Annotated in this window: 12 protein-coding genes; 11 read left to right on the forward strand and 1 reads right to left on the reverse strand. The window is 47.7% G+C overall.

The genetic code is table 11. The features are described from left to right. Nucleotides 1–15 precede the first annotated feature (15 nt). The 8 genes from MICH65_RS02835 to ftsZ all read left to right on the forward strand — a co-directional run bounded on the left by MICH65_RS02835 (nt 16) and on the right by ftsZ (nt 8778). Nucleotides 16–1749, forward strand: coding sequence for a peptidoglycan D,D-transpeptidase FtsI family protein (locus MICH65_RS02835; protein ID WP_161931916.1), 1734 nt, complete (start codon nt 16–18; stop codon nt 1747–1749). Between the two features lie 26 nt (nt 1750–1775). Continuing rightward, entirely contained in the window at nt 1776–2123 is a 348-nt protein-coding gene (locus MICH65_RS02840; protein WP_161931917.1) for a diacylglycerol kinase family protein, read from the forward strand. 1 nt (nt 2124) lies between these two features. After that, nucleotides 2125–3150, forward strand: a complete 1026-nt coding sequence (locus MICH65_RS02845; RefSeq protein ID WP_161931918.1) for a hypothetical protein — start codon at nt 2125–2127, stop codon at nt 3148–3150. Nucleotide 3151: 1 nt separating this feature from the next. Next, on the forward strand, nt 3152–4234 hold the full coding sequence (gene ftsW, locus MICH65_RS02850; protein ID WP_161931919.1) for a putative lipid II flippase FtsW: 1083 nt from the start codon (nt 3152–3154) through the stop codon (nt 4232–4234). Nucleotides 4235–4251: 17 nt separating this feature from the next. Beyond that, on the forward strand, nt 4252–5355 hold the full coding sequence (locus MICH65_RS02855; protein ID WP_161931920.1) for a UDP-N-acetylglucosamine--N-acetylmuramyl-(pentapeptide) pyrophosphoryl-undecaprenol N-acetylglucosamine transferase: 1104 nt from the start codon (nt 4252–4254) through the stop codon (nt 5353–5355). Further along, nucleotides 5324–6199, forward strand: coding sequence for a hypothetical protein (locus tag MICH65_RS02860; RefSeq protein ID WP_161931921.1), 876 nt, complete (start codon nt 5324–5326; stop codon nt 6197–6199). Before MICH65_RS02855 ends, MICH65_RS02860 begins: the two co-directional genes overlap by 32 nt. Nucleotides 6200–6223: 24 nt before the next feature. Continuing rightward, nucleotides 6224–7519 carry a cell division protein FtsA gene (gene ftsA, locus MICH65_RS02865; RefSeq protein ID WP_161931922.1) on the forward strand — a complete coding sequence of 432 codons (1296 nt, stop codon included), beginning with the start codon at nt 6224–6226 and terminating at the stop codon, nt 7517–7519. An 83-nt stretch (nt 7520–7602) separates the two neighbouring features. Next, on the forward strand, nt 7603–8778 hold the full coding sequence (ftsZ, locus tag MICH65_RS02870; protein WP_161931923.1) for a cell division protein FtsZ: 1176 nt from the start codon (nt 7603–7605) through the stop codon (nt 8776–8778). Nucleotides 8779–8837: 59 nt separating this feature from the next. Here ftsZ and MICH65_RS02875 read toward each other — a convergent pair whose 3' ends face one another. Continuing rightward, on the reverse strand, nt 8838–9203 hold the full coding sequence (locus MICH65_RS02875) for a hypothetical protein (protein ID WP_161931924.1): 366 nt from the start codon (nt 9201–9203) through the stop codon (nt 8838–8840). Nucleotides 9204–9361: 158 nt separating this feature from the next. Between MICH65_RS02875 and ileS the strand changes: the two genes are divergently transcribed. The 3 genes from ileS to MICH65_RS02890 all read left to right on the forward strand — a co-directional run bounded on the left by ileS (nt 9362) and on the right by MICH65_RS02890 (nt 14382). Further along, a complete protein-coding gene (gene ileS, locus MICH65_RS02880) occupies nt 9362–12286 on the forward strand; it encodes an isoleucine--tRNA ligase (protein ID WP_161931925.1) in 2925 nt (974 codons plus the stop codon). Continuing rightward, entirely contained in the window at nt 12286–13320 is a 1035-nt protein-coding gene (locus tag MICH65_RS02885) for an FtsW/RodA/SpoVE family cell cycle protein (protein ID WP_161931926.1), read from the forward strand. The genes ileS and MICH65_RS02885 overlap by 1 nt, the downstream gene beginning before the upstream one ends. Nucleotides 13321–13929: 609 nt before the next feature. Beyond that, entirely contained in the window at nt 13930–14382 is a 453-nt protein-coding gene (locus MICH65_RS02890; protein ID WP_161931927.1) for a hypothetical protein, read from the forward strand. Nucleotides 14383–14412 lie beyond the last annotated feature (30 nt).

Raw genomic sequence — 14412 nt, forward strand, 5'->3', positions numbered from 1 at the left:
TTAACCCTTCTCTAAATGACAACCACCTACCGGATCAGGGTCCTTCAGGTCATTATTCCCTTAATTACTTTTATCGTTGTCACCCGCCTATTTTACTGGCAGGTCATCAGAGGTGATGACCTAAGTGCTAGGGCTGCCTCCCAGCACAACTCAGTCGTTACTCTTACAGCCAGAAGAGGCCAGATTCTTTCCTCAGACGAATCGATTCTGGCTGGTGTCGAGACTCGCTTTCTTCTCTATGCCTACCGTCCTCAACTGGAGGCAAGTTCTCAAGAGATAGTGCAAAAAGTTGCTCCCATTATCGCTAGTACTCCAGACTTGGCCACCAGCTCAGCCGAAATCCTACCCACCCCGGAAGAAAAGCTAGCAGCCGCTAAAGAGTTGCTTGAACAAAAGCTTAACAGTGACCGTTCCTGGATTGCTCTAAAACACCACCTTACCCGTGAGCAGCGACAAGCCATTGAGGATCTTGATATCAAGGGACTAGGGTTTGATGAGCAGATCGTTCGCTTCTACCCTGAGGCCTCCATGAGTGCTCACTTACTTGGTTTTGTCGGCCAGAATCAGCAAGGTGAACCGCAGGGCTACTTTGGTTTGGAGGGTTACTATGACCGTCAGCTCCAGGGTCGTGGTGGACGCCTCCAACAGGAAACCGATGCTTTTGGCAACCCCATCTTGGTAGGGGACTACACCAGTTACTCATCACTTGATGGGCGCACCCTACTTACCTCCATCAATCGCAGTCTCCAGTATCAGATTGAAAAACTGCTTCATCAAGCCTTGCTTAAATATGGTGCCGTTCAGGCTTCAGCCATTGTTATGGAGCCTACTACCGGTGCCGTTATTGCTTTAGCCAACGCCCCCCAGTATGATCCGCGCATCTTCTACAAATTTGATCCCAATCTCCACAAAAATCCTGCCATAGCCGATCTTTTTGAGCCAGGCTCGATCTTCAAGCCCATTGTCATGGCCGCTGCTATCGATGCTGGCGTAGTCTCACCCGAAACTAAGTGTGACTCCACCTGTGATCAGGCTGTCAGCATCAACCAATACACCATCAAGACCTGGAATGACCAGTACCATCCCGGTACCACCATGACCGAGGTGATTATCAACTCGGACAACACCGGCATGATCTTTGCCGCTCGTCGGCTAGGTAAGGACAGCTTTCTTGATTACATAAATCGCTTTGGTTTCAGTCAAGCGACCGGCATCGATCTTCAGGAAGAGATCACTCCCAAGCAAAAGCAAATTAATGACTTTAAAGATATCGATCTGGCTACCTCTTCATTTGGTCAGGGTATTGCTATCACCCGGATTCAAATGTTGGCCGCCGCCAATGTTATCGCCAATCAAGGTATCTGGGTTCAGCCGCATATCGTTCAGCAAATTAAGGACGGCGACAAGCTTATTTCTCTCCCTACTCCCAAAACCCAACAAGTCATCTCACCAGAAACAGCCACTCTAGTTACTCAGATGATGGTCGAAGCGGTTGATGAGAGTACTGTTAGATGGAATCGGCCAGAAGGCATTAAAGTCGCTGGTAAAACCGGTACTGCCCAAATTCCTGTCTCAGGCCATTACGACGAAGACAAGACCATTGCCAGCTTCATTGGTTTTGCACCGGCAGAAAACCCGAAGTTCACCATGTTAGTTACTCTACGAGAGCCTACCTCATCCCCCTGGGGCTCAGAAACAGCCGCGCCCCTCTGGTTTGACATCGCCAACTTGCTTCTCCTCGCCCTTTGATTCCGAAATTTTGCTAAACTAACCCTGTGAAAACTCATCATATTCACTTTAAATTTGCTTGGGATGGCATTGTCTACAACTTCAAGACTCAGCCCAATTTTCGTATTCACTTAATCGCTGCCACCCTGGTTACTCTTCTAGGCTTTTATTTTTCACTAGCTGCCTGGGAATGGTTGATCTTAGTCTTTACCTTTTCCTTAGTCATCATCTCCGAGATGCTTAATACCGCCATCGAGTCAGTAATTGACCTACTTACCCATGAATACCACCAGTCTGCCAAGATCGCCAAGGACACCTCAGCTGGTATGGTTCTTATGTCTGCTTTTGCCTCTATCATTGTCGGTGCAGTAATATTTATTCCTCATCTTCTCTAATATGGCCCTACTTCTAGGTTTACTCATCTTCTCCTTTGTTATCACCAGCATTGCCATTATTCCCTTCATTAATCTGCTTTACCGTTTACGCTTCTACAAATCCAAATCAGCCATTCTCTCCAAAGACAAAAACGCTGCCTCAGAACACATCAAAAGTAAGGCCAAGACTCCGGAAGGCGGGGGACTGCTTATACTCTTAACCGTTGGTCTTACCTTTGCCGTTATCTTTCCGCTTATTCGTCTCTTTGGTGTCTATGTCACCTCCGTTTATCCCATCGCCAGCGAGATCAATGTCATTTTCTTCACCTTCCTCTCCTTTGGTATCTTAGGTCTTTATGACGATATTGTTGGCTTCTTTGAGCTTGACCGCGACCTAGGCTTTGCCGGCCTGAAGTTTAAGCACAAGCTCTTGATTCAGGTTGCTCTAGGTTTAATTATTGGCGCTCTTCTTTACTACAACCTAGGCATCTCCATCCTTAACATCCCCTTTGTTGGTGTCTTTGATCTGGGCATCTTCTATATCCCTCTAGCTGCCATTTTAGTCATTGGTTTTGCCAACGCCGTTAACATCACCGACGGCCTTGATGGTTTAGCCGGAGGACTACTGCTTATTACCCTCTTTGGTTTCTGGCTTCTCTCTGCTTCCATTCTTGACACCTCCCTCTCCATCTTTATTGCCCTCTGGCTAGGCGGTCTGATTGCCTTCTTATATTTCAATGTCTACCCCGCACGTATTTTCATGGGCGACGTCGGCGCCCTTTCTTTTGGTGCCACCCTGGCTGTTGTTGGTTTGCTGCTGGGCAAGATCATCGCCCTCATCGTTATGGGTGCTCCATTTATTATCATTGGCCTAAGCAGCTTCTTTCAAATCCTCTCGGTCAAACTTCGTGGTAAACGCATTTTTCCAGTCGCTCCTCTCCATTACTGGCTGCTTAAAGCCGGTTGGCATGAATCCAAGATTGTCTCTCGCGCTTGGTTAGCTGGCATTATGGTGGTCATCTTTGGCGTCTGGTTAGCCGTCATCTAACATGAAACGTCCCCATCCCCGACACCCTCTGGCTGTCTCTCTTTTTGTCCTCACCCTTTCCTTGCTCTTACTAGGGCTCCTGGCTGTCTACAACGCTAGTGTTGTAGAGGCCTACCGAGACTTTGGTAACAAGTATCACTTTGTCTTTCAGCAACTTAAATGGACCGGGTTGGGCTTAATTATTTTTTTTGTAACCTCTCTCCTTCCGCCCCAGTTTTACAAGAAGATCGCCCTGCCATTTTTCCTACTCTGCTTGCTTCTAATGATCGCCGTCCTCATCCCTGGTATTGGTAACAAGGTTCAAGGTGCAAGGCGTTGGATCGCTCTACCCGGATTTAGTCTCCAGCCATCTGAGTTACTCAAGCTCTCCCTGATCATCTACCTCTCTGCCTGGCTTGAGACCCCTCGCAAACTGGTTAATTTCTTAGCAGTTCTAGCCTTAGTTTTAGGCCTAACTATGCTTCAACCTGACTTAGGTACCGCTATTGTTTTGGCTACTACGGGTTTTCTAATCTACTACGTCTCCGGTGCTCCCATCATCCAGCTAGTCGGTCTCGCCTCAACTGGTGTCTTAGGTATTATTTTCCTCATCCTCTCCTCACCGTATCGCCGTGCTCGTCTAACCACTTTTCTTGATCCCACCCAAGATCCACTAGGTGCCTCCTATCACATCAACCAAGTCTTGATTGCTTTAGGATCAGGCGGCTTAACCGGTGTGGGACTGGGTAGAAGTCGGCAAAAATATCAGTATTTACCTGAAGCTACCACCGACTCTATCTTTGCCGTCATCGCCGAGGAGCTAGGTTTTATTGGTTCCTTAATCCTCATCCTACTTCTACTAGGCCTTATCATCCTCGCTTTCAAGATTGCTGCCCAATCAACCAATCGCTTTAATCAACTCTTAGCCACTGGTATCGCCGGTTGGATCTCGGTTCAATTTTTGCTCAATCTCTCAGCCATGGTGGCCTTGGTTCCCTTAACCGGTATTCCTCTACCTTTGATATCATATGGAGGATCATCACTAATCAGTACTCTGGTTGCCGTAGGGGTCTTAACCAGCATCGCCAAGACCCTCAAGACTTAAAAAAACAAACATTCACTATGTCCAAAACCATTATCTTCACCGGCGGTCATCACAACTCAGCTTTAGTAGTTGCCCAAAAGCTTCGTACTCAGGGCCACAAAATTATCTGGGTTGGTCACAAGTTCACCATGCGTGGTGACAAACAGATTAGCGCCGAATACCAGGAGGTGACCGGCTCAGGCATTCCTTTCTACGAGCTTAAAACCGGCAAGTTTTATCGTGTCACCAATCCGCTTGAGTTTTTAAAAATTATCCTAGGCTTCATCCAGTCTTTTGCCTATCTTCTCTCCACCAAACCTGACTTAATTGTCTCCTTTGGCGGTTACTTGTCCGTCCCCGTTGTCATCGCCGGTTGGTTGCTTCGTATCCCTGCCGTCACTCATGAGCAAACCGTCACCGCTGGCTGGGCCAATCGTGCCATCACTCCCTTTGTCAAAAAAATCTTCCTCACCCACCAAAGCTCACTTAAAAACTATCCTCAGCACAAATCCTTTGTCACTGGTCTACCTATCAGACCCAGCTTACTTGAACAGACCACCTACAAACGTCCCAAGCCACCCCTCATTTACATCACCTGTGGTAAGCAGGGTAGTACTGTTATCAACAAGGCCCTCTTCCCCCTTATTCCCAAGCTGGTTGAAAAATACAAAGTCGTTCATCAAACCGGTGCTCACACCATCACCTCAGACCAAGACAAAGCCCGTCGGGTCAAGGCCTCACTGCCAAAAAATCTTCGTACTCGCTACAAACACCAGCCTTACTTCTTTGCTCAAGATGCCGTCCGCTATCTTAAAACTGCCCACCTCGTTATTGCCAGAGCCGGTGCCCACACTACTTATGAATTACTCCTCCTTAACAAGCGAAGCTTACTTATTCCCATTCCCTGGGTCTCCCATCACGAGCAGGACAAGAATGCCCAGTTGCTTAAACGCCTTGGCACTGGCATCGTTCTTCAGGAAAAAGATCTCTCCCCCGACAATCTTGAGGTGGCCATTAACCAGGCATTAAAGTTGAAATTAAAAAAACCTGTATCTACCATTCGCACCGATGCCACCGACCAAATTATTTCCCATCTAGCCCCCTATCTTAATGATTCGTTATCGTCGCCGTCGTCGCGCTAAGCCACTTACACCAAACCGCCGTTCCCGCATATATTCAGGCTCCTCCAACTGGCTTAAGTTGTTACCTCAACTGGTTATCTTAGTTCTTATTTTCTTCCTTTTTCTTTATCTATTTAAATCAGACCTGATCCGAGTCAAAGACATCAAATGCTCCTATGATGACAAACAATGTCTCCCTCTTCATCTTGATCTACTTAACTCATACCAAGGCAAGGTCTCTCTCTTCCTAAAACCATCTAGAATTGGCCAGCGGCTTCTTGAGATCGACCCCTCGCTCTCCGATGCTAAATTAAGCTTATCTTTTCCTCACACCCTCAATGCCACCCTTGTCTCACAATCAGACCCTCTGGTTCTAGGTCTAGTTGAGTCAGTCTCACCCTCACCTTTCCCCACTATCACCCCCGAGGCCACCCCCTCCAGTCAATCAGCCAACCAGTTAGTTGTCAGTCCCATCCAAACCGTAATTTTTGCTCTATCAGATTCATACACCGACACTGTTACCATTACCTCAAAAGGCCAGCTTATCTCCAATCGCGAGTCTGCCCCATCTCCGGTATTCTTCTTAACCTCTCCACCTGACCAGCTCTCATCTACCACTCTTGCCCAAATTTATCTCTACCACCAGGAACTTAATCTCTCAGCAATTCCATTTACCAAGGGTTGGTTTTACCAAGGCAATCTGATTGTCCACTTAAAACCCTCACTTTATGTTGTTTTCCCCCTTGATGCCGACCCCTTAACCGCAATCAGCACTTTACAACAAATTCGCGCAGCGGATACAATCAAATCTGACCGCGCTATAATAGACCTGCGCTTTAACAAGCCGGTCGTCTCAAGTTACTAAGTTTATATACACACAATCAGCTTCATGGCCAGGCCTCACTTAATTACCGGAATCGATATCGGTTCAAGCAAAATCACTACTATCATTGTTAATCCTTCCCAGGATGAACAGCGTCTTAATGTCGTTGGTGTCAGTTCTGCTCCCAGTCGCGGTATCAAAAAAAGCCAGGTAGTCGATATTGACGAAGCCATTGCCTCCATCACCGAGTCGGTCGAAGCCGCCGAACGCATGGCCGGTTACTCCATTAACTCTGCTTTCGTTTCCGTTAGCGGTGAACATATTCAATCCCAGAACTCTAAAGGAGTAGTTGCCGTTGGCAATCCAGAAGGAGAGATCACCCAGGATGATATCTATCGTGTCATCGAAGCCGCCCGGGCTGTTTCCCTTCCCTCATCCAGAGAAATCATTCACGTCATTCCCCGCGAGTTTATAGTCGATTCTCAATCAGGTGTCAGAGACCCTTTGGGTATGACTGGTGTCCGTCTTGAAGCCGAGGCCCATCTAGTCACCGGCTCCACTGCTGTCATGAAGAACTTAACCAAGTGTGTTGCCGATCTAGGCACCAACATCGAGGACGTTGTCTTTACCGGTTTAGCTTCTGCTCAAGCCGTTCTCTCCGAAACCGAGAAAGAACTTGGAGTCGTCTTGGTTGATATTGGTGGTGGTACTACTTCCCTAACTATTTTTGTAGACGGAGCTTTGTCTCACTCCGCCGTCTTACCGGTTGGTGCCAAAAATATCACTAATGACTTAGCTATTGGCCTACGCATCTCGCTTCAATCTGCTGAAAAAATCAAGCAACATCTAACCGCACTTGAGCGCCAACCCCAGCCCACGACAACTCAGGACACAACCGACAACAAACGCAAAGATGATGATATCAATCTAGCCCGCTTAGGTCTAAAGGAGGAGATCCGCACCACCTCTCGCAAAACCTTAGTTGACGGTATTATCCGCCCTCGCCTCAATGAGATTTTTGGCCTTGTTGGTGAGGAAATCAAACGCGCTGGTTTTGCTGGTTCCACTCCGGCTGGTATCGTTATCACTGGTGGGGGAGCCGAGACTGTTGCTGTGCTAGACAGTTGCAAAAGAACCCTTCAACTACCCGCTCGCATTGGTCAACCTACTGGTCTAAATGGTCTTATAGATGAGATCAGTTCTCCAGCTTACGCCGCTGCCACCGGCTTAATTCTCTATGCCGTTTCTCACCCCGATTCCGAAGCTAAATTCTCCGGTGGTTTCACCGACATCTTCAAGAGCCTGCCCGGTAAAGGAATTGTTAACAAGGGCGCTTCTTGGATCAAACAACTTTTACCCTAAATCTGATTTGCTTAGCTTGTGGAAAACTAGAGAAACTGTTACTATTTGCCCAACCAAACACATAAAATCCTTATTTAAATTGTATGGGTCTAGTTAAACCAGAAATCAACTCCTTCGCCAAAATCAAAGTTCTCGGAATCGGTGGTGGTGGTGGTAATACCCTAAACACCATGATCAATCAGGCCCAGATCCAGGGTGTCGAGTTCATCGCTGTCAACACCGATCTTCAGGCCTTATTAGCCAACAACGCTCCCACCAAAATTCAGATTGGTGAAAAACTAACCAAAGGTCTAGGTTCTGGTGCTGATCCCAGTGTCGGTGCCCAAGCTGCCGAGGAATCAAGAGAAAAAATCAGAGATATCTTAGCTGATACCGACATGGTCTTCATTACTGCCGGCATGGGTGGTGGCACTGGTACTGGCGCAGCCCCCGTAGTTGCCGAAATAGCTAAAGAAGTAGGTGCTCTAACAGTTGCTGTTGTCACCAAGCCTTTCCTCTTTGAAGGCACTCGCCGCATGGTTCAAGGTGAAGAGGGGATTGAAAGCATGAAAGACAAGGTCGATACCTTGATTGTCATCCCCAACCAAAAAATCCTAGAAATTGTCGATCAAAAAGTTTCCCTCGTTGATGCCTTCTCCATTGTTGACTCAGTTCTAGCCCAAGGTGTCCAAGGCATCTCTGATCTAATCACCATCCCAGGGCTTGTTAACGTTGACTTCGCTGATGTCCGCTCCATTATGCTTGATGCCGGATCAGCCCTTATGGGTACCGGAACTGGTTCTGGAGAAAAACGAGCCCAACACGCTGCTCGCACTGCCGTTACCTCACCTCTACTTGAGACCTCTATCGATGGAGCTAGGGGTATCCTATTCAATATCACTGGTGGACGAGACATGACCATGTCCGAGGTTAACGAAGCCGCTCAGGTCATTATTGAAGCCGCTGACGCTGACGCCAACATAATCTTTGGTGCCACCATCAAGGATGATATGAAAGACGAGATCAAAATCTCGGTTATAGCCACTGGATTTGATGAGTCACGCCGCCGCCTCCAAAGTTTTGTTAACCGTTCTGTCTCACCCTTTGTTAGCCCTTCAGAAACTCAATCTACTGATTTCTCTACCCGTAACACCTCCACTCAGGATGACTCAGACGATCCACCACCATCCTCACCCAAGCTTGATGACAAATTCCAACACTCCGAAGTCGATATTGATAACGAACTGGATATTCCCGCTTTCTTAAGACGTAAAAGTTAGTCTTTCACCCCGTAAAAAAGGGTGTCTGCTCCTGCATTAGTGCAGACACCCCTTGAAGCTTACGCCTCAACAACTTCCGCTTCGGTCTCTGGTTCTTCTGATTCGACCAGTACGCCTGGCATTCCTGAACAGATGGTCATCTCACCCTTGTCTGTGAGGATGCCCAGCATGCCATCGTCGGTCAACACCACCACCATCTCCTGGAGCGTGTGCTTGGTTCTCTCTTGCGTTTTACCGCAAGGCAGGAAGCACTCAATGAAGACGGCGGCGGGTCTCCTGAAAGAAAACTCGTAACGGCCAGGCGGCTGAATTGCCACTCTCTCGTTGTCCACTTTTATGTTCACGCTGGGAGCGGAACCATTGCCGCCCAGGCATACCATTATTGCGACACTGTCAACGACGAATCTGCCATCTGAAGCTGTCATGGTGCGAAAACCCTTTCGTTTTAAAAGGATACGGTAATGCAATATTATCCCATAACAGAGCAAGTTGCAATTATATTCCCCCCAACATATAATCACGCTACTCATCAATCAATTTCACCTAGCTGGTCATCATTCCTAAAGCTGTATACAATAAATCCATGCCTCGCGCCAAGTCATCCAAACACACCATCAAACCAGTCGACGCCCAACCTGATTTCATAGCTCAGGAGAAGGAATTACTCAAGTCCTGGTATGAATCTGGTATTGTCGATCGTTATCTTCACAAAAATGACGAAGCTCCGCAAAAGTTCTTCTTCCAGGATGGCCCCATCACCGCTAACAATCCCATGGGTGTCCATCATGCTTGGGGTCGTACCTACAAAGACCTCTGGCAGCGTTTCTATAACATGAGAGGCTTCGCCCAGCGTTTCCAGAATGGTTTTGACTGTCAGGGTCTCTGGGTTGAGGTAGAGGTTGAAAAAGAGCTAGGTTTCAAGACCAAAAAAGAAATCGAGAACTATGGCATCGACAAATTTGTCCAACAGTGTAAAGACAGAGTCTTAAAATACTCTGGTATTCAGACCGACCAAAGCAAACGCTTAGGCTACTTCATGGACTGGGACAACTCATATTTCACTATGTCCGATCAGAACAACTACATGATCTGGCACTTCCTCAAGGTTTGTCATCAAAACGGCTGGATCTACAAAGGTCATGACTCAGTTCCCTGGTGCCCCCGTTGTCAGACCGCCATCTCCCAACATGAGATGCTCACCGAGGACTACAAAGAAGTGACTCACAAAGCCATCTATCTTGAGTTACCCCTGGTAGACAAGCCTGGTGAGTTTCTTATCATCTGGACCACCACTCCCTGGACTATCCCCGCCAATATTGCTGTCACCGTTGATCCCAAACTAGATTATGTTTTAGTCAAAGGCAACGACGGCAATCTCTTCTATATCGCCAAGGATACCCTTGATCGGGTTTTTGGTCAGGATCATCAAGGTGTCGTCAAAACTCTCAAAGGTAAAGACTTGGTTGGTCTTAAGTATTTAGGCCCATTTGATCACCTGCCGGCTGTCAAAGACATCTCCGGTCATCCGCTTTTCCATACTGTTATCGCCACCGACGAACAGATTCTCCCCATCACTACCACAGAAGGAACGGGTTTGGTTCACACTGCCGTCAGTGCCGGATCAGAAGACTTTAAGCTAGGTCAAAAACTTGGCCTTCCCATGATTCCCGTTATCAACGACGACGCCTCATATCTTGAGGGCTTAGGTTTCTTGTCTGGACAAAATGCCAAGAAACACCCAGAGCTCATCCTCGACTATCTAACCAGCGAAGATCAAAAAGAAGGTATCGACTGGGTTTTCAAGCTTGAAAACTACACCCACCGATATCCCGCCTGCTGGCGCTGCAAAACCGAACTTGTCTGGAAGGTCACCGATGAATGGTACATCGCCATGGACAAAGGCAAACCTACCTTAAGAGAGCGTATGAAGAAGGTAGCCCGCCAAATCAACTGGATTCCTGAGTTTGGTCTAGATCGTGAACTGGACTGGTTGGACAACATGCACGACTGGCTCATCAGTAAGAAAAACCGTTACTGGGGTCTTTCTCTGCCCATCTGGGAGTGTTCTGAATGTGGTCATTTCCAGGTTATTGGCAGCCGGGAAGAACTTGAACAAAAAGCTGTTTCTGGTTGGGATCAGTTTGCTGGCAAATCCCCCCATAAACCTCAAATTGATGCCGTCAAGATTAAATGTGACCAATGTGGGGGAGTCGCCTCCCGCATCGAACCGGTCGGCAATCCCTGGCTTGATGCTGGCATTGTTCCTTTCTCCACTCTCATTGATCCCAAAACCAACAAGTTAAGTTACACCGATGACCGGCGCTATTTTGACAAGTGGTTCCCGGCTGACTTTATCACCGAATCCTTCCCCGGCCAGTTCAAAAACTGGTTCTACTCCATGATTGCTATGAGCACCGTTCTTGAGGACACCGCTCCCTTTAACAATGTTTTAGGTTTTAACACCATGCTCGGCGAAGACGGTCGGGCCATGCACAAGTCCTGGGGCAACTCCATTGAGTTCAATGAAGCCGCCGACCAGATTGGCGTTGATGTCATGCGTTGGACCTTTGCCCGTCACAATCCAGAACGCAATCTTTTGTTTGGCTACAACCTCACCAATGACGTTAAACGCCGTTTCCACATGATCCTCTGGAACTCTTACCGTTTCTTCGTCAACTACGCCTCTATGGAGGGTTGGACGCTCGATTCTAACCAGTCACTCACCCCTACCTTACTCGACGACTGGATTCTGTCTCGTCTAACCCAAACTGTTAACACCGTTACTAGCAATCTTGAGAAATACAATGCCTTTTCTGCCACCCAGGCCATCGAGGACTTTGTTCAGGACCTCTCTACCTGGTATATTCGCCGTTCTAGGGATCGCATCGGCCCCAACACTCCAGACTCTGATGACAAAAACACCTGCTACCACACCCTCTATACCTGTTTTGAAACCTTAAGCCGCTTACTTATGCCCTTCACCCCCTTCTTAGCCGATCAGATATATACCAATCTAACCGGAGAGGAGACGGTTCATCTAGCCAACTGGCCCCAGACCGAATCAAAGGTCAATCAGGCCTTGTTAGATCAAATGAAACTAGTTCGCCAGATCTGTGAGCTGGGTCACTCCCAACGCAAGTCCGCTAATATTCCGGTTCGTCAGCCGTTGTCCTCGCTTAAAGTCAAAGCTCCTACCACCAATCTTGATCTGGCATTGATTGAGATCATCAAATCAGAACTTAACATCAAAGAGATTGTTTTAGACAAAGGTGAGGAACTTAAAGCTGAACTAGATCTTACTCTCACTCCTGAGTTGCAGCAGGAGGGTGAGGCCAGAAAGCTTATCCGCGATATCCAACAAGCCCGTAAAGAAGCCAACTGCGCCTTCACCGACCAAGTCGATGTCACCCTGCCCGACTGGCCCGAGTCTCAACAGGATTTAATTAAGTCCAAAGCTCTGGTTCGCCATTTGACTAAAGGGCCAGAACTGACCGTTACCAAGGTCTAATGCGTGCCACACCACCCATCTTAGCTGCCTTCGTCGTTTTAGTTTTTAGCCTCTCCGTTATCTGGAGTACCACCCCGTCTCTGGCTCTTACTCAGTTAACCTTCATCCTCTTCTCTCTTTTAGTCACCATCATTATTTCCCAGACCTCAATTTCAACCCTTCGCTCTCTGGCTCTCCCTGCTTACGTTATCGCCATCCTTTCTCTCATCTTCACCTATATCCTTGGTCAGGTCACTCGTGGTTCTGTCCGCTGGATTGAGATCGGCCCTTTTCACCTACAAACTTCTGAAACCGCCAAGTCGCTCATAATTCTCTCTTTTGCCTACTTCTTAACCCAACCTATCCTGCGTCCTTGGCGCTGGCTATTTACCCGTATTCTTTTACTTCTCCCCATTGCTCTACTGGTTTTGCTTCAACCTGACCTAGGCTCTACCATTATCATCTCCTTTATCTGGTTTGGCATGATGCTTGTTTCCAGCCTGCCTCGCCGCTATCTTCTAGCTCTTTTACTCACCGGCCTTATCGCTCTACCTCTAGGTTACCAACTACTTGAGCCCTACCAACAACGCCGTCTTACCTCATTTGTAAACCCATATGCGGACCCCTCTGGTAGTGGTTACAACGTCATTCAGTCTCAGATCGCCATTGGCTCCGGTCGCATTATCGGCAAAGGCGTCCGCCAGGGAACTCAATCACACTTACGTTTCTTACCCGAACGCCACACCGACTTTGCCTTTGCCTCTTTCGCCGAGGAATTTGGATTAGTTGGCACCACCATATTACTTGCCTGCCTGACTTTGATCTTACTTTGGTTAACTAAACAGATTGATAACCCCGACCTTTTCGCAAGTTTAATTGCCGCTGGTGCCTTTTGGCAGTTTTTCTCTCAGACCATTGTCAATGTTGGTATGAACCTGGGTCTCATGCCCGTCACTGGTATCACCCTGCCTCTCTTCTCCTATGGTGGTAGCTCGCTTCTTTCATTTGCCATCACATTTGGTCTGGTTATTGCTACCTCCAAAAAGACCGGCTGACCGATGGGTTGACTTATCTCAAGAACCGTTTATTTTATATCGTGGTCAGGCGCTTTAACATCCGAGTACCATCAAGACGCATGGAGGTGAAACTGTGCGTACACTTTCCCGGAGTCGTAAGACTCTCAACCTAATGCTCGTTGTAATCCTGCTTGCAACCCTGTCGCTTGCAGTCGCAGTACAACCCGCCCAGGCCGCAACCTGTTTTTCGGGCCAAGGCTTCGGCTGGAGGGACGGCCACCATTATGTGTGGTTTGTCGTCAACATGTCCGCCAACAACTGGGAGGTAACCGAACCTTGGTATGTGCCAAACGCAAATCTCTGGGCATACCCGGACGGCAATGGATACGCAGAAGCTGGATTCCCCTGGATCGACGGAGTACCAATTCCGTTCTCACCCGGAGTGTACCAACTCTGCAGATGGTCATAGCCAATTAGGGCTTAGCTCACGAAAGCCGTGAGAATTACGCCTTGAGTAGTTAACAACTTGGTAACACCTATTCACACCTGACTGGGCAGACTACAGCCGTAGAAACTTCCCGAAAAGGTATTACCATTTTCTTTTTTATAAAGAAACCAGATTAAAGTAAAATTAAAGAAAGAAGAAATATGAAGAACAAAACAACAATCACAATAGTAATCGCTCTTCTCCTCCTCGTCGTAGGGACGATATTCAAAGTTTATGCCTACGACTCTGCAAAAGACAGTTACTGTGTTAGCCAAACACGACAGCAATTCCCTGAAGAAAGAGGCGCACCAAGCCAACAATGGTTTGATTTTTATGATAAGTGTCGGGATGATCTAGGTACAATAGAAACCTTCAGGCTTATACTTGGTAGCGAACCAATGGGGTGTGAAGACATAGCCAAGGGATATCTCGAAATGGCCAAGAACCAAAATCAAATAACAAACTTCGGAGGGGGCAACACCGACTGGCAACGAGCAATCGCAATCGAAAGCGAAATAAACAACCTCTGCCAAATGGAGTTGACCGACGAAGCCCTGGAAAGCTACTCGCCCACAAACATCCAGAAGTACCTGGATGACTATAGACACGAGTAACCCTCCACGCTGACTGTCTGTCTAGCCTTT

Origin of the sequence: Candidatus Chazhemtobacterium aquaticus, assembly GCF_009936135.1 — a bacterium.
Taxonomy (GTDB): Bacteria; Patescibacteriota; Microgenomatia; order UBA1400; family Chazhemtobacteraceae; genus Chazhemtobacterium; species Chazhemtobacterium aquaticus.